The organism is Companilactobacillus metriopterae (genome assembly GCF_002762335.1).
GTDB classification, from domain to species: Bacteria; Bacillota; Bacilli; order Lactobacillales; family Lactobacillaceae; genus Companilactobacillus; species Companilactobacillus metriopterae.
In genome coordinates this window covers 613,564-635,299 of the sequence record NZ_CP024610.1, presented here as the reverse complement: position 1 = coordinate 635,299, position 21,736 = coordinate 613,564, and the positions used below count along the sequence as shown (strand labels likewise).

General features: G+C 33.2%; 22 protein-coding genes and 1 pseudogene. 3 read left to right on the top strand and 20 right to left on the bottom strand.

The window, feature by feature from the left end; genetic code table 11:
* Positions 1-9: 9 nt before the first annotated feature.
* The 3 genes from CS873_RS03080 to CS873_RS03070 form a co-directional block, all read right to left on the bottom strand.
* A complete protein-coding gene (locus CS873_RS03080; protein WP_099974415.1) occupies positions 10-825 on the bottom strand; it encodes a PTS mannose/fructose/sorbose transporter subunit IIC in 816 nt (271 codons plus the stop codon).
* Between the two features lie 27 nt (positions 826-852).
* Positions 853-1,824: a mannose/fructose/sorbose PTS transporter subunit IIA gene (locus CS873_RS03075; RefSeq protein ID WP_099974414.1), complete on the bottom strand. Its 972-nt coding sequence runs from the start codon at positions 1,822-1,824 to the stop codon at positions 853-855.
* A gap of 311 nt (positions 1,825-2,135) precedes the next feature.
* On the bottom strand, positions 2,136-2,810 hold the full coding sequence (locus tag CS873_RS03070; RefSeq protein WP_099974413.1) for a DUF4867 family protein: 675 nt from the start codon (positions 2,808-2,810) through the stop codon (positions 2,136-2,138).
* A gap of 110 nt (positions 2,811-2,920) precedes the next feature.
* Between CS873_RS03070 and CS873_RS03065 the strand changes: the two genes are divergently transcribed.
* On the top strand, positions 2,921-3,451 hold the full coding sequence (locus tag CS873_RS03065) for an NADPH-dependent FMN reductase (protein ID WP_099974412.1): 531 nt from the start codon (positions 2,921-2,923) through the stop codon (positions 3,449-3,451).
* 30 nt (positions 3,452-3,481) lie between these two features.
* Here CS873_RS03065 and nagE read toward each other — a convergent pair whose 3' ends face one another.
* The 9 genes and pseudogenes from nagE to yjbM all read right to left on the bottom strand — a co-directional run bounded on the left by nagE (position 3,482) and on the right by yjbM (position 12,551).
* Positions 3,482-5,446 (bottom strand): N-acetylglucosamine-specific PTS transporter subunit IIBC, encoded by a 1,965-nt coding sequence (gene nagE / locus CS873_RS03060; RefSeq protein WP_099974411.1) that lies wholly within the window; start codon positions 5,444-5,446, stop codon positions 3,482-3,484.
* Positions 5,447-5,597: 151 nt separating this feature from the next.
* Positions 5,598-5,936: pseudogene (locus CS873_RS08340) on the bottom strand (DMT family transporter); the annotation flags it as partial.
* 21 nt (positions 5,937-5,957) lie between these two features.
* On the bottom strand, positions 5,958-6,521 hold the full coding sequence (locus tag CS873_RS08335) for a DMT family transporter (protein ID WP_342743845.1): 564 nt from the start codon (positions 6,519-6,521) through the stop codon (positions 5,958-5,960).
* Positions 6,522-6,531: 10 nt separating this feature from the next.
* Entirely contained in the window at positions 6,532-7,359 is an 828-nt protein-coding gene (locus CS873_RS03050) for a Cof-type HAD-IIB family hydrolase (protein ID WP_099974410.1), read from the bottom strand.
* 134 nt (positions 7,360-7,493) lie between these two features.
* Entirely contained in the window at positions 7,494-8,699 is a 1,206-nt protein-coding gene (locus CS873_RS03045; RefSeq protein ID WP_425435967.1) for an MFS transporter, read from the bottom strand.
* Between the two features lie 112 nt (positions 8,700-8,811).
* Positions 8,812-10,179 carry a magnesium transporter gene (mgtE, locus tag CS873_RS03040; RefSeq protein WP_099974409.1) on the bottom strand — a complete coding sequence of 456 codons (1,368 nt, stop codon included), beginning with the start codon at positions 10,177-10,179 and terminating at the stop codon, positions 8,812-8,814.
* Between the two features lie 5 nt (positions 10,180-10,184).
* Positions 10,185-11,090, bottom strand: a complete 906-nt coding sequence (locus CS873_RS03035; RefSeq protein ID WP_099974408.1) for an RluA family pseudouridine synthase — start codon at positions 11,088-11,090, stop codon at positions 10,185-10,187.
* Positions 11,080-11,892, bottom strand: a complete 813-nt coding sequence (locus tag CS873_RS03030; protein ID WP_245823079.1) for an NAD kinase — start codon at positions 11,890-11,892, stop codon at positions 11,080-11,082. The genes CS873_RS03035 and CS873_RS03030 overlap by 11 nt, the downstream gene beginning before the upstream one ends.
* The gene (yjbM, locus tag CS873_RS03025; RefSeq protein WP_099974407.1) at positions 11,892-12,551 is read right to left on the bottom strand and encodes a GTP diphosphokinase; all 660 of its coding nucleotides are present in this window, start codon (positions 12,549-12,551) and stop codon (positions 11,892-11,894) included. Before yjbM ends, CS873_RS03030 begins: the two co-directional genes overlap by 1 nt.
* A 152-nt stretch (positions 12,552-12,703) precedes the next feature.
* On the opposite strand from yjbM, the gene CS873_RS03020 reads away from it, so the two are divergent.
* On the top strand, positions 12,704-13,360 hold the full coding sequence (locus CS873_RS03020) for a DsbA family protein (RefSeq protein WP_099974406.1): 657 nt from the start codon (positions 12,704-12,706) through the stop codon (positions 13,358-13,360).
* 19 nt (positions 13,361-13,379) lie between these two features.
* On the opposite strand, the gene CS873_RS03015 is transcribed toward CS873_RS03020, so the two are convergent.
* From CS873_RS03015 to CS873_RS03000, 4 genes are all read right to left on the bottom strand, one after another.
* A complete protein-coding gene (locus CS873_RS03015) occupies positions 13,380-14,144 on the bottom strand; it encodes a competence protein CoiA family protein (protein ID WP_099974405.1) in 765 nt (254 codons plus the stop codon).
* A 148-nt stretch (positions 14,145-14,292) separates the two neighbouring features.
* Positions 14,293-14,961, bottom strand: coding sequence for an adaptor protein MecA (locus CS873_RS03010; protein WP_099974404.1), 669 nt, complete (start codon positions 14,959-14,961; stop codon positions 14,293-14,295).
* Between the two features lie 132 nt (positions 14,962-15,093).
* Complete coding sequence (spx, locus tag CS873_RS03005; protein ID WP_099974403.1) at positions 15,094-15,492, bottom strand: transcriptional regulator Spx; 399 nt, start codon at positions 15,490-15,492, stop codon at positions 15,094-15,096.
* Positions 15,493-15,746: 254 nt separating this feature from the next.
* Entirely contained in the window at positions 15,747-16,469 is a 723-nt protein-coding gene (locus CS873_RS03000; protein ID WP_099974402.1) for an MBL fold metallo-hydrolase, read from the bottom strand.
* A 43-nt stretch (positions 16,470-16,512) separates the two neighbouring features.
* Between CS873_RS03000 and CS873_RS02995 the strand changes: the two genes are divergently transcribed.
* On the top strand, positions 16,513-16,959 hold the full coding sequence (locus tag CS873_RS02995) for a hypothetical protein (RefSeq protein WP_099974401.1): 447 nt from the start codon (positions 16,513-16,515) through the stop codon (positions 16,957-16,959).
* 23 nt (positions 16,960-16,982) lie between these two features.
* Here CS873_RS02995 and CS873_RS02990 read toward each other — a convergent pair whose 3' ends face one another.
* The 4 genes from CS873_RS02990 to CS873_RS02975 all read right to left on the bottom strand — a co-directional run bounded on the left by CS873_RS02990 (position 16,983) and on the right by CS873_RS02975 (position 21,516).
* Positions 16,983-19,004, bottom strand: coding sequence for a copper-translocating P-type ATPase (locus CS873_RS02990; protein ID WP_099974400.1), 2,022 nt, complete (start codon positions 19,002-19,004; stop codon positions 16,983-16,985).
* Positions 18,997-19,422, bottom strand: a complete 426-nt coding sequence (locus CS873_RS02985) for a CopY/TcrY family copper transport repressor (RefSeq protein ID WP_099974399.1) — start codon at positions 19,420-19,422, stop codon at positions 18,997-18,999. Before CS873_RS02985 ends, CS873_RS02990 begins: the two co-directional genes overlap by 8 nt.
* Positions 19,423-19,528: 106 nt before the next feature.
* Positions 19,529-21,250, bottom strand: coding sequence for a phosphoenolpyruvate--protein phosphotransferase (gene ptsP / locus CS873_RS02980; protein ID WP_099974398.1), 1,722 nt, complete (start codon positions 21,248-21,250; stop codon positions 19,529-19,531).
* Positions 21,250-21,516 carry a phosphocarrier protein HPr gene (locus tag CS873_RS02975; RefSeq protein ID WP_099974397.1) on the bottom strand — a complete coding sequence of 89 codons (267 nt, stop codon included), beginning with the start codon at positions 21,514-21,516 and terminating at the stop codon, positions 21,250-21,252. The genes ptsP and CS873_RS02975 overlap by 1 nt, the downstream gene beginning before the upstream one ends.
* Positions 21,517-21,736 lie beyond the last annotated feature (220 nt).

The window sequence follows — 21,736 nt, the reverse complement described above, 5'->3', positions numbered from 1 at the left end:
TTCTCCCTCCTAATAGTTATCTATTATATCTCCGACTGGATCACCTGTGTTACTACCACCGTTACTTCCGTTATCACCTGAACCACCTTGTTTTGAAAGTGTTAGGTAGATAAATGCAAGAGCAAGACCAATAGCACCTAGTCCAATAAGAGTTAATTGTTCAATTGTTGCAAGTACAAAACCAATTGCAAAGAATGGCCATACTTCTCTAGTAGCCATCATATTGATAACCATGGCATAACCAACAGCAACAACCATTCCACCACCAACTGCAAGTCCTTGAGTTAAAAATGGTGGGATAGAATTTAGAGCAGAACTAACTGGTCCGGCACCAATAGCCAGAATAAGTGCAGCTGGAATAGCGATACGAATTCCTTGAAGACAAATGGCAATCCATTGCCAAACTTCAATTTTTCTATAGCTACCTTCTTTAGCAGCAGCATCCATAATATGGACAATAGCTGTAGAGATTGTACGTACCAAGATTGTAAGTAATAGTCCTGCAACCGCAATAGGAATAGCAATCGCATAGGCTGACGTGACACCAGCTCTTCCTTGACCTCCGAGTACAAGGATAATAGCTGAAGCTACAGATGCCAAAGCAGCATCAGGAGCAACAGCGGCACCGATATTTGCCCATCCTAGAGCAATCATTTGTAGAGTTCCACCAAGGATAAGACAAGGTATTAATTGACCTGAAACAAGACCAATTAGAGTACAAGCAATAACTGGTTGATGGAATTGGAACATATCCAAAATACCTTCAACACCAGCTAAAAATGATATAAGCACTATTAATATTAGTTGTATTATATTTAGATGCATTATATTAAGCCTCCATATTTTATGTAATTATTTATTTAATTCATTTTGAGCTTTTTTAAGGATGTTATCCATATTATCTTTTGTATCTGAAGGAACTTTACGAACGTCAAATTCAACGCCATCAGCTTCCAATTTTCTGAATGTATCAATATCGTTTTGATCAAATGCCAAAACTTTATTAGGTTGAACTTTACCAGTTGAATGAGCCATTGATCCGACATTCAAAGTCTTCAATGGTACTCCACCTTCAATAGCTCTTAGAGCATCTTGTGGTGTTTCAAATAATAGTAGTGCTCTTTGACCACCAAAATGTTGATCATCTTTTGCAAGTTTGATCATTTGGTCAACTGGAACAACGTGAGCTTTAACGCCTGATGGTGCAGCTTGTTGAATCAATTTTGTTCTTAATTCATCCTTAGCAACATCATCTGAAACTACGATAATACGTGTAGGTTGTGTAGTCTTTGTCCAAGCAGTAGCAACCTGTCCATGAAGTAAACGTGAATCAATACGTGCAAGTACGTAATCAAAACTTCCTGGTTTACCCGCATTTCCTGTAGTAGATTTACTTTCTTCTGCTGGTGCAGAAGCTTTTGGCATAAGGTCTTCTGGTTTGACCTTTATACCATCAATTGCTGGAGTTGTTATGCTCTTTGCGATTTCATGTGCTGATTCCATTGACATACGTGATGCGTATGCTTCAATCAACATTGGTAAATTAAGCCCTGAAACAACTGCCCAATTGTCAGCATGTTGTTCAAACAAACCATTTGCTTGATTAAATGGTGATCCACCCCATAAATCAACTAAAAATAAAACTTGGTCGTCAGAACTTAATTTTGATACAGCCTCTTCGAGATGCTTTTTCAAATCTTCTGGACCTTCATTTGGCATAAAAGTAACCGCTTGAACATCTTCTTGTTCTCCAAAGATCATTGAACCTGACATCATAATGCCCTTTGCAAACTCTCCATGAGTTGCTATGACGATTCCAACCATCTGTAATCCTCCCTATATTTTCAAAATTAATTAAGCGCTTACTAAAAGAATTGAACAAAAAAATAGTTCAACCTTCTTGTGAACTATTTCATATTAGCATTTTACAGAAAAAAAGAAAACGCTTTTATTTAAATTTTAAGAACTTTTTTTAGAAGTTTTTTTATTCATTAATGAATAGATACTGATAAATCAGTAATTAATATAAGTTTTAATTTTTTATTTTGAATATTACATTTGTGTAACTGTTTACAAATTTAATTTGTAAATTACTATATTTTATATTATTTTCATCAGTACCAATTGTTCTATAGTCAGTCTAGTTGTTTGAATTTTAGCAGTTCTCCTACTATACCAATTTCCAATCCGTTAGCTATTCCTTCTTGGTTTTCTTCATGGATTAATTGAAATTTATTTTTCATTGTCAATCTAGAATTTTTAGTTTTATAGCCAATAGGAAAAGGTTCATTTGTTCCCTTCAAAAGTAATACAACAGATTTGAATCCTTCTTCATGAACTTTAATAGGAGCATAATGTAACGTTTCTCCATAAAAGTCAATTGCTGTACCTGCTGGTACAAAGAAAATATTAGTATCTGCATTGGAATCTATCAATCCTTTTTGATCTAAGATACTTCTTTTACTTAACACCATGACAACATCTGTCATCATAATATTAACTTCACTACCTTGATGGTATTCCATTCCATCAAACATAGATGTTTGTCCACTACATTCACCAGCTTCAAAATCCATTCCGCCGTATACATCATTTCCAATTTGTTTAATAGCTCTAATATTTTCCAGTTCAGGATTTGACGCAACATACTCTAATTTTGGATTTGATATTGCAATGTTGCTCATATAATCTTCTATTTCTGATAAATCATAATCCTTTAAAACAACTCCATATCTATGAAACTCTTTAGAATCAATCGGTTGTATCGTGTAGTCCTGATTTAATTTTACAAATTCTTCGTATACACCCATAATGTTCTCCTTATTTTTTACTAATTTTAATTTATTCTTTGGAAACGCTTTAGTCAATGTCAAATGTGCACTTATGCGTTAAAATAAAATAAAAAAGAGGTAATCTTATAATGAAAAAGATTGGTTTGATAGTTGGTTCCACTAGATCATCTAGAGCTGGTTTAAAAATCGCACACTGGGTAATGGATAATTTCCACTCAGATATTTTAGAAGTGGAATTAATTGATCTTAAAGAATTAAATTTACCTCAAATGAACGAGAAATATATTCCAGCCTTCAATATGTATGAATTAGACGAAACCAAAAAATGGTCTGCACATATCAAATCATTAGATGGTGTAATTTTCCTATTTCCACAATATAATTGGGGATACCCAGCACCGCTAAAGAATGCTATCGACTATCTTTATAGTGAGTGGAAAAATAAACCTGCAGCAACAATCGTCTACGGAATGCACAATGCATATCAAGCTGAGTTAGCTTTTAGTCTAGTTATGAAGGGTCTAGAAATGGATATTTTAAATTCTAGACTTGCAATGGGTTACGATATTAAGTCCCCTCTAGATCCAGCTGAAACTTTTAGCGATAAAGTTGTTTACATAGAGAATATCGTGAAAGAATTTGAACAAAAACTCAAATAAAAAAACATCTACCATACAGATAGATGTTTTTTATTTATTAGTTACTTTTAAAATTTTTGTTTCTTTATCTACTAAACCAGATGCATCAGAAAAATCTAGTTCTGCTACTAAATCCATATTAGTAATAATTACTATTGTATCTATTTTCTTATCAGCAGCTTTAATTGCATCGAAATCAACATTTACCAAAAGATCTCCTGATTTGACCTGTTGACCTTCTTGGGCAACAGCATCAAATGGTTCACCATTTAGATTAACAGTATCAACTCCAATATGAATTAAAATTTCTAATCCACTATCAGTAGTGATACCAAATGCATGCTTAGTTGGAAAAATTGAAGTGATAACACCATCTACAGGTGAGTAAACCTTATTTTCATCTGGAATAATTGCAAATCCATCACCTAACATTTTTTGAGAAAATGTTTGATCTGGAACATCTTCCAATTTTTCTAGACGACCTAAAGATACGCTATTAAGTAAAGTTATAGCTCCATTTGATACAACATTTTCTGTATCTTCTTTAATATCATTACTAGATTCAACTTTAGAAATTGGTGCCTTGGCTTCAAACAATTTGCTCAAAGCATCGGCAACAAATTGAACCTCTGTACCTATTACAATATGTACATTTGTTTTATCGAGTACATTAACACCTGCAGAAGCAGATTTTAATAACGGAATATCTATTGTAGAACTATCAACTAATTGCATGCGCAGACGAGTTGTACAGTTGTCGACAACTTTGATATTTTTATAACCACCTAATCCTGCATAAACTTTTTTAGCAGTAATCATAAATTTATCGTCATCTTCATCAAAATCTATAGACATTGCCTCGTCGACTTCGATTGGTTCTCTACCAGGTGTCATTAGGTTAAATTTTTTAATTGCAAAATCGAATGTGAAAAAATATATAGCAGCAAATATTAACCCTTGGACTAACAACATCAATGGCATATTAGCTATTGGAACTCTCAGACTCAAAACATAATCTACTAAACCACCGCTAAATGTAAATCCTGCAGTCCAATGCATCAATGCAGCAAACCACATTGAAAGCCCCATAAGAACTGCATGCAATACATATAAAGGCCAAGCAACGAACATAAATGAAAATTCTAATGGTTCTGTAACACCAGTAAAGAATGATGCAAATGCTCCAGCCAATAACAAACTAGCAGTTTCTTTTTTTCTTTCGGGGAGAGCATTTCGGTACATTGCGTAAGCTCCAGCAGGCAACCCAAACATCATAACTGGGAAAAATCCTGCAAGATACATACCTGTCACACCCTTTGTACCCTTACTTGCCCAAAAATTACCAATATCATTAATTCCTGCAGCGTTAAACCAGAACACTTGGTTCAATGCATGATGCAATCCTGTAGGTATAAGCAGTCTATTAAAGAAACCAAATAGTCCCGCACCAATTGCTCCTAATCCAACAATGAATTTACCAAATATGATTAGAGCTGTATAAACTGGTGGCCAAACAAATAGTAACAATACTGAGACCAACAACATTACTACCGAAGTAACAATTGGCACAGATCTTTTCCCACTAAAGAACGATAAAGCCATAGGTAATTTAGTATTGTGAAAACGATTATACATTGCGGCAGCAATCAAACCACCTATAATACCAATAAATACATTATTTGGTATAGCAGCAAAAGCTGGATCAACGGCTGATTCTTTTATTTTAAATAGATCAGCAACTTGCTTGGGAGCCAACACAAAAGATGGAACCAAATAAGCAACTAATCCTGCCAAAGCTGAAGCACCATCTTTATCTTTTGACATCCCTAACGCTAATCCGACAGCGAACAATACTGCTAGATTGTTTAAAATAGCATTCCCACCGGATTGTAAAAATTGTGCTACTGCCCATTTTTGTGGCAACCAATGACCAATACCTACTAGTAAAGCTGCTGCCGGTAAGACAGAAACTGGTAATTGGATTGATCTACCCATTCTCTGTAAATAATTTTTCATGAATTTTCCCTCAAATAAAAAAGTATGATAATCAATAACGACTATCATACTGGTATAGCTAGACCATTGCAATATATTTTCTGAAAATTATTGTTAAAACAGTGGAAATTAATAAAATTCATCTAGACCTTTAATTATTGGTATAGACTTTTTATAGTTTAATCATAACAACACCAACTATCATCATAGCCAATCCCAAAACCTGAATTAATGTAGTTGGTTTTTTAGGAGAACCAAAAAGGCCAAATTGATCAATTATAATACCACCCATCATCATACCCACTATAACTATAATAACCGTTAATCCTGTGACTAGAATTGGGACTAAAAAAACATTACCTAAAACAAATAACGCCCCAATAATTCCACCTGACCAACTCCACCAAACACTATTTTGGCTACTTTTTATTTGTTGTAGATTTGGTCTTAAAATTAAAACTATTATCAGTAAAGCTATCGCTCCTACAAGAAACGAAATAAACGACGCTTGCTCAGAAGACTTTAAAACAACTTATAAGTGTCCATTAATGGCACTTTCTGTGGCACTCAACATACCTGCAATAAGTCCAATCAAACGCCAAAGATTTAATCCCTTAGACTTTTGTGTATACGAAACTTGATGTTCTAGCATACTCTTCAAACCTATTGCAACCAAAACTCCTGCTACGACGAACATAGCACCCAAGAATTTTACAACAGTCATTTTACTTTCCATCGAATAGAATAAGCCAAATTGATCTATAACCAGACCCATCAAGATTTGACCTAAAATGGGCATTATAACTGTTTGAATACTACCCATTTTGGGAAAAAGTAGAATATTGGTAGTTAGATAAAACACTCCCAATAACCCACCTATCCAAATCCAAAATGGTTGATTCTCTATTAACGTCAAAGGTACAAGCAAGGTCTTAATTTGAATTAAGGTTACAATTGCCAAGAAAATAGTTCCTACAGTAAATGTAATCAACGACACAACAAAAGGAGGGCCTACTGTTTTTTGAAGTCTAGCATTGATACTTGTTTGAACTGGCAAAATGATTCCTACAATTACACCCAGTAAAATTAATAGCATGTTTTTCCTCTTAAAGATTATTGTCTAAAAATTCAGCAATCCCATCTTTGTCATTTGTTAGAGTAACTTGATCTGCAATATTTTTGACCTCATCATTGGCATTCTCCATAGCAACACCAGTAGAGGCATATTGAAGCATTGTCATATCATTTTGACCATCACCAAAAGCTACTAAATCATCCTTGCTATAACCTAACTTTGGAAGTATATACTCAAGAGCAGTTGCCTTATCAACATTTTTACGATTAAACTCATAGTAATGATCTGCTGTAAAAACAGCATTCAAATCAGAAAAAGGAGCACTCAATTCTTTATAATGTTCCTGCAGATAACTTGGAACACCCGCTACCAAAATCTTATTTACTGGTTGTGTGATTGATTCAGGCAAATCATCAACAACTTTTTGAACCAAGTCTCCGGTTACAACTTCATAATCTACAATATCCATTCCTAATGATTTCATGTATATTCTATTAACATTATCTTTATTTACATACATATACTTCCCGATTGTCACTGTAGGAATAACATCGTAATTTTGAACATGCTCTATAACCTGGCGAGTTTCATCTAATGAAATTGTTTTTTGATAAAGTGTTTCTCCAGTAGAACAATCATTGATCTGTGCTCCATTGAAGGAAACAATCAAGCCACCATACTTAGCCATTTCTAATTCATCAACGTAACGTTGCATACTAAATGCTGGTCTACCAGAAGCAATTACTAGTTTAATTCCTTGCTTTTGCGCCTCTATTAGTCTGTCACGAGTCCTTGGATTCAACTTACTTTCACTGTTTGCCAAAGTTCCATCGATATCTGTAGCTATCATTTTTATCATTTTTTTGCCCCTTCAATATATAACTTCATGATCTTTCAAGGTAATAATAACAAACTGTTAATCTTAAAACATGTTTTTTCCATCGACATAAATTAGACAAAATAAAAAGACTATCCAGGCGGATAGTCTTTTTATTATTTTGAAATTTGATTACTATTTTTTATTACACTATTAACTGTAAATGTAACTAAGAATGAAATAATTAGCATGATTGCTGCAAAGATATATGGATAATGTGTATTTCTATCCATTAGCATCCCTGCAATGATAGGTCCAATAATATTACCAACACTTGTTAATGACATATTTACACCATTAATCAAACCTTGATTATCATCACCAAATTTTGTTAACAATGTTGTAATAGCAGGTCTTAACAAATCAAATGCGGAAAAGATAACTAGTGTTGCAATAAATACTTCCACCTTAGAGTGTGCTAAAACAATCCAAAGCACACAAACTGCACCTAATAAGAAACACCATCTAATCAGTCTAATTTCAGTTAATTTTCTAACTAAGAAATCAAATAATGCTACTTGTAAGAATAGAGAAATTACCCCATTAAGAACAAGAACCAGAGCAATATTATTTAGACTAAAGTTAAACACTTGATTTACATAAATACTATAGATACTTTCGAACAACTGTAGACCAAATGCTGATACTAATATCATTGAGAAAAATATAACCATCGGTCTATTCAAAATACTCATGATTGATGACTTCTGACCTCTAGACTCAAGAGATTCTTCTTCAGTAATGCCATCTGGCCTTGGTGTTTTACTAGGTAGAAAAATAATTAGGAAAATTGTACTAATCAATCCCAGTGCTGAAGCAGCCCAAAATGGTGTCTTATAACTAAAACTTGCTAAAACTCCACCAATACCAGGTCCCAGAATTAATCCACCACTAAATGATGCAGAAATCCACCCGATAACTTTTGCACGATCCTTTATACTAGTCATATCTGCGGCCATTGCCATTGATGTGGGTACAAACATACCTGCAGAAATACCACCAATAATACGTGAAAAATTAAATAGCCAAAGTGTGTTTGACATTGCAAAAATCAGTTCCGAAATCATATAAAAGAATAGTCCCAAAGCCATCATAGGCTTTCTACCCATCTTATCGGAAATTCTCCCTACAATTGGGGAAGTGATGAATTGGGCTAAGGCAAACAAAGCCGTCATAATACCCATATCGGTTGTACTATAACCATATTCCCTTTTAATAAATGGAGTTACCGGTATAACAATACTTATACCTAAACAAATTAAAAATGTACTAAAAATCAAAATAATAATCGAACGTCTTGCTTCCTTAGACAAGTTTTTCATATCTTCCCCTCCTTCAAACGAGATCCTAATATAATATCACAAACAAACTACTATTGTACTAGTATTTGTATAATAAATAATAAAAAAAGACCTAAACATTAGTTTATGTCTTTTATTTTATGAAATATTGAATAAAAATACTTGCGATACTGAAATATATCAAAACACTTGTCAAATCACTAAGTGTTGAAATAAAAGGACCACTAGCTACTGCTGGGTCAAAACCTAATTTAGACATTAACAATGGTATTAAGCTTCCGGCAATATTTGCAACAGTTATTGCACAAAACATTGCCAAACCTATTACTAACCCCAACATAAAGTTTGATTTCCATAGACCTACAATAAGAAATACAGTTGATCCTGTCACCAGACCTGTGACCAACCCCGTAACTAATTCCTTGCCTAAAAGTTTGAAGAATTCACTCCCACTGATATCTTCCAGTGCAATTCTTCTGACAGCAACAGCTAAACTCTGTGTACCTGCATTACCAGCTGTACCAGTAATCATCGAGATAAACACTGCCAGAATACTCGCTTCTGCCAGTAAACTCTCATACTGATTAATCAAAGTGGCTGTGATCATACTAAGAATAAGTAGAGTGATCAACCATGGTAATCTTTTACCAGCGGCTCTGAAAGGATTATCGTTGATTGTTTCATCTACACTAACAGCAGCCAAACCAGAATAATCTTGTTGTGCTTCTTCATCAATAACTTCAATAACATCATCAACCGTTACGATACCGACCATTTGATTAGAATAATCAACTACCGGAATAGCTAAGAATTCATAATCCCTAAATACTTGAGCAACTTCTTCCTGATCATCATCAACTTTAACAGATATGATATCAGTGTTCATATGCTCACCCAGGATATCTTCAGGCTCTAACATAATCAAATCACGAAGAGACATAACACCAACTAAATCTTCATTGTCATCTAGTACATACAAGTAGTAAACCGTCTCGGCATCAGCGAATTTACGTAAATCCTTAATAGCATTCCCAGCTGTTTCTGTTGCCTTAAATTCTACATAGTCGGTAGTCATGATACCACCGGCAGTTTCAGTATCATAGTGCAACAAACCACGAAGATTATTAGCATCTTGCTTAGACATGTTACTTAGATATTTTTCAATTTCTGCCTTATCTAAATGTTCAAGAATATCCGCAGCATTATCATCATACATACTGATAAGCATTTTTGAAGCATACTTGTCTTCCATCTCATCCATAAATTTTGGTATCTCAGGGTGATCCTCTTCAACAGTATCAAACATATCACCCATTTCATCGGGTTCAAGGATAGAGTATATCTTTTTTCTTTCCTCTTCATCTAATGAAAGGAAGAAGGTACTTTGATCATAAAAATGCATATCTAAAAAAGTCTTGCGGAATCTTTTTATATCATTATCATTCAGATACTCATTTAGAGTTTGAAATTTCTCTTGTAGTAAAGCTTCCTTTTCGTCCACACTGCTCACCCCCCTAGTTCATTTAATACTCTTTGCATATCATAAGGCATTGGTGCTTCTAACTCTAACCAAATATCTTTCATAGGATGAAATATTTTGAGCTTAGCACAATGCAATGCTTGCCTATCAATAAGCTCATCTTTTTTACCAGAATACATATTATCACCTATGATAGGATGCCCCACTGATGAAGTATGAACTCTTATCTGATGAGTTCTTCCCGTATACAATTGTAGTTCTATTAAACTATATTCTCCATAATCTTTAATTGTTCTATAAGCCGTTTTGGATTCTTTTCCATTTTCAGCATCTATACATCTACGATAATAATAATCTGGATCGATACCTATTGGCTTATTTATAACGCCACTTAAAGGATTCATTACTCCGTAGACAATTGCATAATAATACTTTTGAAACTTATCGCTATGCAGAATTTGATCCAATCTGGAATGTGTATAAGAATCTTTAGCAAAAACCATCAAACCTGAAGTATTTCTATCCAACCGTGTCACAAGGTGGATCGAATCATCTTGATGATTTTCTTGAAGATAGTACTTTACAATATTAGCAACTGTATATGATTCTCTGTTTTTTGAAGGCAAACTTGCTATACCCGGTTTTTTATTGATGATTAGTAAGTATTGATCCTCATATATAACATCTAAATCAGCATGTATTGGAACAATTAAATCTGAGCCTATTTCACTGCTCATAACCACAGATAAAACATCCCCTGATTTAATTGCAAAATTCAGGTGGCGTTCTTTTTTATTTACATAAACACGTCCATCTTTATTTCTAATTTTATGTAATTGACTTTCCGAAAAATTCTTATGCGATAAAAATTTTCGAATATTCTTAGGGTCATTGTCTTGAACTATATACTTAAATATTCGTCTATTTTTCATTTTTACCTAAGAATGCATTTTCTACTCTAGACCAGAAATGTACATGACGATATTGGGCAAATGTTGCACGCTTTTCACATAAACTAACACTGATTTTTTTTATATCACTAAATTCTACAGGCTGACCATCACAACTAACTACATAGTCATCAGCTTTTTCAGGATACAAATCAATTCTTTGGTCTTTAGGAATAATGATAGGAGATGATATCGTTCTAAAGACACGATTGTTTATAGAAGCTATCTCTACCATTTGAAAAATATCTACTTTAGGATGAATCAATGCTCCACCAATAGCTTTAGCGTATGCTGTGGAACCAGTTGGAGTGGCAAAACAAAGACCGTCACCACGGAAATTTTCAAAATATTCTGTATCAATGTTAACTTGTGTCTTCATCGTCAACGAAGTAAGGCGTCGAACAATCCCTTCATTGATAGCTCGATAACTCGATACATTACCTTTTGAATCTTCTACATTAACTTGAATAACCGGATAACTAGTTGTTCTAACATTGTCCTGTTGTTCAATTATTCTCTCAACAAGTTCATCGATTTCATCATCAATCCAGTCCGCATAAAAACCCAAGTGGCCCGTATGAAGAGCAACAAACATTACTTTATCTAATTGCTTTTCATATTTATGAAAAGTACTCAATAAAGTCCCGTCTCCACCGATACTAATAACAAGCTCAGGATTTTGTTCATCAGGTACTAATCCTGCTTTAATCAGTCTTTTTCTCATATGCTGAGAGGCTTTAACAGATTTAGCTTTAGTATTATTATGAATCCAAAATTTCATCATTAATCCTTCTCCGATTGATTGTTAGTATACTGCTGTTTATTATCTGTAAAATATTGCTGAGCATCTTGAATCTCTTCTCGAATTTTGGACATTTCTTCATCCAACATGAATGAAGCTTCCGCAGCTCTTTTTAGACGCTCATTAATATTTTGTGGAAAATCCCCACGATATTTGTAGTTTAAAGAGTGTTCAATTGTAGACCAAAAATTCATAGCTAATGTTCTAATCTGAATTTCAGCTAAAATCTGTTTTTGACCTTGTGATGTTTGAATAGGATATTCAATAACAACGTGATATGATCTGTAACCACTAGGCTTACTATTAGCAATGTAGTCTCTTTCTTCGATTACTTGCATGTCTTCACGATCATGAAGTAGTTTCGCCACTTCATAGATATCCTCAACAAATTGGCATTGGATTCTTATGCCCGCAATATCTTGCATGTCTTGTTCCAACAACTCTGTTGTGATGAAGCGACGCTTCATTTTTTCTTTGATACTATCTTCAGTCTTTACACGACCCGTTACAAATTCAATTGGTGAATGTAAATTTTTATCTAAAAATTCTTTACGAAGATTACGTAATTTAAGTTTTAACTCAGAAACAGCTTGAGTATATGGATCTAAAAATTCAATCCAATTTATGTCTGTATTTGCCATTGTTTTTCACACTCCAATACCTAATAAATATAACCTACTTTGGAAACTTATTCATTAACAATATCCAGAATACCAGCGTATAAGGGTAATAATTTTACGTTTACTAATTAACTTGTTAGAATATTAACTGTAACAGAATGGAGGAAAGAATTGTGTGGGAAATATTTTTATATGTTAATCCTTTATGTTCATACTGTCTTAATGTTGAACAAAGTATAATCGACTTCACAAGAAAAAATTCCATAAGTACACAATTCCATTTTATAACAACTTATAATATGGAAACCATTAACGAGTATCTAGAGATGAAAGGTTGCAAATTGTCTGACCTAGATGAAAGAACTAAGTGCACAAAGGAAATTTATGATGCTGCGCTGCTTTACAAATCAGCCACTTTCCAAGGAAATAAAAAAGCTCGTATATTTTTAATGCGTATGCAAGATCAAGTTAATGTTCAAAATCTACCTTTCAATGAAAAAACCATTATGGATGCTGCTATATATGCCGGTTTGGAATACGATACGATTATGTCATACAAAGACAGTGAATCTGTTGAACAAGGGTTAAAACGGGATCAACAGTTAATTAAGGATATGAACATCCGAAAAGCACCATCTATAGTTATTTTTGATAATGCAAATCCTGAAGAACCTGGTTTAGTCATCAATGATTTTGGCGACGACAGAGATAAGCAATCAATCGAAGATAATTTGAATGATTTATTAAGCAGAACATTACTTGAACCTTCCGAACAACCGTCTCTAAAACAAGAAGCAAAAGTTTTGAATTTTAATGATTTTAGAAAATAAAGAAGAGCTGAGATTATTCTCAGCTCTTCTTTTTTATTAATGGCTGACTTAAATATATTGGTTTCTCACCACATAACCTCTGCCATTTATGATTTTTATATACTGGTATTTCAGCAGATATTTTTTTATTGAATAAATAATCTTCAATAGTTTTTTTATACTCGTAATAAAATTTTATTTTCAAATTTTGTGATTCAAGATCATTCATTCTTCTTATTCTAGTGATTGAATATTCATCAACACGATGGATATTATATTTGTTAAATAACTTTGGTTTGAAATTTGCTAGCTCTTTTATATCTTCCAAAATAAAACTTCTACTCTTGTATACTATCCTGTTAAATAATCCTTCAAAATGAATATCATAAAATAATCTAAATTTAGCTATTTGAGCGTCAAACATTATCAGGTAGAAACCCCAATTTTTATTATATTTAAGAAATATCAGATGTTTTTTGCTCAAGCTGTTACTTAAATAATTTCCACCTAATATCCAAAAATTATTATAATTACTGTCCTGATAAGATTTAACCCGCTTCGTAAATTTGGATTCACCAATTATTGAACACTGATATTCCATAACATTTCTCTCATAAAATATATCTGCACGCTGCTTAATATTAGGTAAATATTTTTCCATTTCAATATCTTTAACACCTAATTCTAGTAATCCGCTAATCAATAGTTCTTTCCCCTGTTGGTGTATCAAGCGTTCATTTGTGTTGTTAAAATTGTTATTCTCATGTCGAAAATATTTAGAATTATCTTTGATAGTTAACTTCATGGATCTATCACGATTGATACAAATGTATTCTAACCTTGAATTTGCATCATTGCGTATATTAATTTTTTGTTTTTGTCATATGCAGCGTACATATCAATCACCTCATATAACATTACGAAAAAAACACTAACCTAGACGGTTAGTGTTTTTAATCAAAGTAATATCTTGCTTGTTCAAGTGCTGTCCTACTCATCAATTCTTTACCATATTCTGATAACATAGCTGAAGTTGTCTTTGTTTGTGAACTATATTCGCTTAACAGAGCAACAATATCGTTATATGTCATATCATGGATTTCATCAGTAAAGATAATTAATTGTAAGTAGTATTTGTCATTGTATTGCCATAAATTACTAATTCCACTCTCTAATCTCAATATTTTAGATAATTGAATGAAATCTTCAAAATTATTAAATTCTACAACTAATGACTTTGTTGGTGTATCTCTATCTCTAACATAAGGAGTCACATCGGCATCGTAGTCTTCTGAATCTAGACTAGCATTTGAAAATGCTGACATATCTTTTGACTCGAAATTTTCCAAATTAATATTCTCAAATGAAGCGTCTTCATCGTCTGGATTTGCCTTAACAATAAGAACTTCTAAGCCTTCTTTGTTTGGCATAATTTGAAAAGTAACAGGTTGATTATTCGTAAAAGTATGATCTTCATCAACCTCATCCAAAATACTATAGAAAAATGTTTCTATTTGATCTTTATTTCCTAAAAGATCAAGCATTGAAACGCCTCTTTCACTTAAATCCTCAGTACTTAGGATGACTCTGATTGTATTTTCGTTTATATGTTCCATTTGCATCATAGCCACCTCAATTCTGTAAACATATTTTATCAGTATGAATTTTAATGTAAAGGAAATAAAACTTTAATTAACAAAAAAAGCCTAATTTCCATAATAAAAATAGAAACTAGGCTAAAAAGAAATATTTTATTAAAATCCTGACATAATCTGTGCACGTCTTAATTCCATAGTTCTAACACTTCTAGGTAAAAATCTACGGATTTCGTCTTCATTGAAACCAACTTGTAGACGTTTGTCATCCATAATGATAGGTCTCTTTAGAAGTCCAGGATTGTTTGAAACAAGCTCTAACAATTGATCAACAGTTAAATCGTCAAGATCAACATCTAGATTCTTAAATGATTTTGATCTAGTTGAAATAATTTCTTCTGTACCATTTTCTGTCATTTGTAGGACTTGTTGGATTTCTTCTTTATTTAATGGTTCTTGATATATGTTTCTCTCTTTATATGCAATGTCATGTTCTTCTAGCCAAGCCTTAGCTTTACGGCAAGAAGTACAGCTTGGAGATGTATAAATAGTTACCATAACTTCTCTCCTCCTCTGGTCTGGATTACCTGTAATTCTTTACAAGTACAATATTACAACTTTTTTAATAAAAAATCCACGATATTTCACAAAAATCATTGTTCAAATTTGACTTATTTATTTTTTTGTGAATTTTCTTCGCTGTAAAATCAACATTTTGAAAATTATTTCACAAATGGTTTTAGATTAAAATTGTGATAACTATTAGTATTTATTTTTAATATCACAAATTAGTTTTTCTAATATAAATTTATTTATACATCTAATTCTAAGTCTTGGAAAGCGCGAATTACTGGTATATCTTCAGCGTATTTTTGAGTTTGCTTTAGCATAATTGAGTGATCAATAGTTTGAGGTAAGTGGCTAATCATAACACGTTCTACTTTTGCTTTTTTAGCTAACTCACCTGTTTCTTTGGTTGTCATATGCCAAATTTTACCCGTTTTTTCTTCAGGAAAATTAGTGTCAGTAATTAATAAATCTGCTCCCTTACTGAAATCAATTAATCCATCAAAGTATGCTGTGTCAGCAGTGAATACTATAGATTTACCATTTGCTTGAATACGCATAGCATATGCTGGTACTGGGTGAATTGTTTCCATAAAGTTAAACTTAAATGGTCCTATCTTTAATTCTTCATAATCATTGTAAGCAATCCCCTTAGTGGCACCGTCCAAAGTCAACTGGGCAAAATTAACAAAGTCACGTGTGTGACCATAGATAGGAAGCGGTTCTTCCCTATCAGATGCTAATAGATTATATTGAAGAACACCTAAATCTGCGGTATGATCATGATGGTAGTGTGAAAGTACAACCGCATCTAGTTCGGTAGGGTCTATATAACGTGAAAGTTCATTTAGGCTTCCACTTCCACAATCGATTAATAATTTGAATCCATCTTTTTGTAATAAATAACTAGTTGTCCCGACTCCCTTATATGGGTAGCCTCCATACATTCCTAAAACTGTAATTAACATAAATTTACTCCAATATTTTTAATATGAAAGGACCGTAATTAGTATGTATATAAATACAAAACTTGGTACTTACGATCATTTGGTTAAACAGTTTGATCAAAGTGATCTACTATTAAAACCCTATAACAATGATGATAAAACAGATTACTTACTATTGAAAGAGTCAAAATCAGTTAGTGAATTTAAAAACTTGCTGGGAGACTTAAATTTTAATTCTGAAATTTATTTTTTCACATACTTAGATTTAGATGAAAAACAATCTGAATTATTTTTATTTTCAATTGAAAAACGTGCTAGAGAATTGGAAAAAATCAATTTTTCTCTCTACCAAGATAGTAACAACTCTAATAAATTCTTGCTTATAAATTACTCTGATAATGATAAAAACATTATTGATAATGAAAATAAAATTAATAACAGTATTAAAAATCTTTTAGCTGGATCAGCAAAAAAATATTTTGGTACTTTTACTAAAATTTATAAAAAATAAAAACTCCCTAATAAGGAGTTTTTTTATTTTCTTAAAGTTAGAGCATTTAACGCTACAACAACTGTAGATAATGACATCAATATAGCACCAACTGCGGGACTTAGTACAATACCCACGCCAGCTAAAACTCCTGCTGCAAGTGGTATAGCAATTATATTATATCCAGCTCCCCACCATAAATTTTCTACAGTTTTACGGTAAGTTTTTGCTGATAAATCAAAGAAATCCAAAATGTTTATTGGATCATTGCTATAAAGAATCACATCAGCAGACTCAATTGCAACATCTGTACCTGCTCCAATGGCTACACCAATAGAAGCGGCTGCTAAACTAGGTGCGTCATTAATTCCATCACCGACCATCATTACTTTGTGTCCTTCCAACTCAAGATCTTTGATTATCTTATCTTTATCTTGTGGAAGTAATTCAGCACGATATTCATCAATACCTAATTCATCAGCAACTTTTTTGGCTGCCTCTTTATTGTCACCAGTCAACATTATTGGGGTAATATTTCTTGCTTTCAATTTGCTAATGAATTCCTTTGAATTAGCCTTTAGTGAGTCTCCTAAAGTGATATAACCAACAACTGAACTATCTATAACTAAATAACTAACAGTGCTATCAGTAGCTATATTTTCAACCTCAAGCTTATTCTCCTGTAGATATTTACGATTAACTAAGAGAATACTTTTCTTATCTAACTCTCCGCTTAATCCATAACCCTTTAGTGCTTTAACATTTGATATCTGTGTTGGAGTAATATTTTTTTCAGCTGCATACTCTACTATACTTTTGGCAATTGGATGGTTTGAACTAACTTCTAACCCTGATATTAAGGCTAAAATTTCATCTGTAGAATAAGAAGAACCAATTGCTTTTACTTCATTTACTGAAAAATCACCTTCAGTAACAGTACCTGTTTTATCCAAGGTAAGATAATCAATTTTTCGACTAATTTCCATAACTTGGTTATCACGGATTATCAATCCATTTGTAGCTGCAATAGAAGTACTACGTGAAATTACTAATGGAACTGCCAATCCCAAAGCATGTGGACATGCGATAATCAAAACAGTTACCAATCTTAAAAGTGCATTGTCAAATGTTCCCAAAAATAGCCAAACTACAAAGGAAATCAAACCAGCTGTTATAGCTGCATAGAACAACCAGCCAGATACTTTATCTGCTAATTTTTGTGTTCTAGATTGATTCATTTGTGCATCTGATACTAGTTTACTTATCTGTGATAAATATCCCTCTGAAGTTGTTTTTTCAACTGTTAAATTAATCGTAGAGTCACCATTAATAGATCCTCCAACTACCTTGTCACCTACAGTTTTCTTTACAGATTCAGATTCACCAGTAATTAATGATTCATTTACATAGGTACTTCCTTTAGTTATAACCCCATCCAGTGGGATTGTTTCCCCAGCGCGTACTTCGATAACTGTATTTTTTTGAACAGAAGATACTGGGGAATCCATCGTCATACCATCGTGAACAACATGAGCATTGTCAGGAACTAGTGCAACTATTTTATCCATCGCACTACCGGCTTCCATAGTGGACTTCATTTCAATCCAATGACCCAACAACATGATAACTATTAGGGATGCTAGCTCCCAAAAGAAATCCATCGAATCAGTGCTGTTGAAGAAATTTTTCATGATAAATGAATAAATACTATAGATATAGGCAACTCCTATACCCATGGTTATCAGTGTCATCATAGCGGGTTGTTTTGATTTTAATTCACCCTTAGCGCCTTGGAAAAAAGGTTTACCACCATAGAAGAACAGAATTGAAGCCAAGATTAATACTATCCAATCAGAACCAGGGAATTGAATTTGAAATGGTAAATCCATACCCATAAACGATGAGAGAATAAATATCGGTATTGCTAGTACTAAGGAAATCCAGAACTTCTTCCTTAGATCTCCCATGTCCATCATGTGACCTCCGTGCATCATCATGTGACCATCCATATCAGAATGATCCATTTCCATATCCATATTTTCGTGATTCATATGTTGATTATCCATTATTTGTCTCCCCCAAACAGTCGCACATTACTACTTCTGGCGCGTCTTTTGATTTTTTAGTAAGTATATTTATTAGTTCATTGATATCAGATTTAGATATATCTGAATTTTCAATTGCATTCTCAATTGCCTGACCTTTTCTCATACAACAAAGACTTGCAAATAAATGATTTACACTCTGATCAATAGCATCTTCCTCTTTGATAACCGGTGAATAAGTATATGGTCTAACTTTTTTATCTACTTCCAAATAACCCTTGCTCTGCAATCGGACAATTAAAGTTTTGATAGTAGCTTGTTTCCAAGATGTTTTTTTCGTTAAAACATCTATTACTTGCTTACTTGTTGCACCATTGAGTGTCCAGATTATTCTCATAACTTGCCACTCTGCTTGTGTCATGTTTTCTATATCTGTCATTTATTCTCCCTTCAAGTTTACAAGTGTAATCTTTTAATAACTAAAGTTTACATCTGTAAACTTTAAAAGTAAATAAAAAAGAGTCGAAAATTTCGACTCTTTTTTATTATTTAACATATTCAGATACTAATTTAATATTATCATCGTTTGTTAATGATTCATTAACAGCACGTTCTGCAAGTGTTTGTAGATCTGCTGTGCTTAATTTCTTCATCAAGCTTCTTACACGTAATACAGATGTAGCACTCATAGAGTATTCATCTAGTCCCATACCTAATAGGATTGGAACCATTACGTCATCTCCAGCAGCTTCTCCACACATACCTGCCCACTTGCCTTCTTTGTGAGCTGATTCAATAATGTGCTTGATCAATCTCAAGATTGAAGGATTGTATGGTTGGTATAGATATGAAACTCTTTCGTTACCACGATCAGCAGCCATTGTGTATTGAATCAAGTCATTTGTTCCAATACTAAAGAAATCAACTTCCTTGGCGAATTGATCAGCCAATACAGCAGCAGCAGGTATTTCCATCATCATTCCTGTTTGGATAGAATCTGAAATTTTTACACCTTCTGCAACTAACTTAGCTTTTTCTTCTTCAAAAATAGACTTAGCAGTTCTAAATTCTTGAAGTGTACCAATCATTGGGAACATAATTCTTAGTTCACCAAATGCTGAAGCACGAATCAAAGCACGCAGTTGAGTTCTGAAAATATCTTGTTGATCAATACTAATACGAATAGCACGATATCCTAAGAAAGGATTATCTTCTTCTGGTAGTGGTAGATATGGTAAATGCTTATCTCCACCAATATCCATAGTACGGACAACAACTGGTTTTCCATTCATACTTTCAAGAACTTTCTTGTAAGCATTGAATTGATCTTCTTCTGTTGGAAGTTGATCTGATTGCATATACAAGAATTCTGTACGATACAATCCGATACCTTCAGCACCATTATCAAGAACACCATCTAAATCATCTGGTGAACCAATATTAGCTGCTACATCAAAATGTTTACCATCAGCAGTGACTGTTGCTTCACTCTTTAGCTTTTTCCATTCTGCTTTTTCGGCAGCAAAATCAGAAGCTAATTTTGAATACTTAGCAACATCATCATCACTTGGGTTAACAATAGCCACACCATCGAGACCATCAAGAATAACCTGATCACCATCTTTGATGTCAGCTGTAACTGTATTTGTTCCAACTACAGCAGGTAGTTCTAATGAACGTGCCATAATTGCAGAGTGGGCTGTACGTCCACCAATATCAGTAATAAAGCCCCTAACAAATTTCTTGTTAAGTTGAGCTGTATCACTTGGAGTAAGATCGTGAGCAACAACAATAACTTCATGATCAATTAGTGAAGGATTAGGTAATTCAACACCAAGCAAGTGAGCCATTACACGTTTAGTAACGTCGCGAATATCTGCTGCTCTTTCTTGCATGTATGGATTATCTGTCATACCTTCAAAAATTGTAATAAAGTTTTGTGAAACTTCATCAAGTGCTTGTTCAGCATTGATACTTTGATCTTTAATTTGTTGTTCAACAGCACCTGTAAATTCAGGATCAGCAAGAATCAATTTGTGCGCATCAAAAACTTGTGCGCCTTCTTCACCCAATGATTCTTTAGCCGCATCTCTGATTTTTGTTAATTCATTGTCTGATTGAGTAAGTGCATCTTGAAGACGTTTAACTTCGCCATCAACATCACTAATACTCTTCTTTGAAAATGAAAGGTCTGGTTGAACCAAAAGGTATGCTTCTGCAGTAGCAATACCTTCACTAGCAGCTATCCCTTTGATTTGTGTAGACATTATTCAGCTAAACCTTCTTTTGTCATTGTTTCTGTGATTGCAGCAATTGCGTCAGCTTCGTCATCACCTTCGGCAGTAATAGTAATATCAGCACCTTGACCAACACCAAGTGACATAACACCCATGATTGATTTTAGGTTAACTGATTTTCCATCAAATTCGATGTTTACATCTGAAGAGAATTTACTTGCAGCTTGTACAAGCATTGTTGCTGGACGTGCGTGAATTCCTGTTTCTGCGATTACGTGATATTCTTTCTTTTCCATGATATAAATTACCTCTTTATTGTTTATTAAATTATGTAGAAAACTCTACAAATATTCATTTCTTAATTTACCATTTTCTTAAATTATTAACAACCTTTTTCATTACTTTATAACTCTCCAAAGCCTTATCAAATAAGTCGGTTAACGCTTACAGAAAGGCTTTTCAAGGATAATTAACAAAAAAATAACTTTCATAAAATAAAGTTGAAATTTTTAAGAC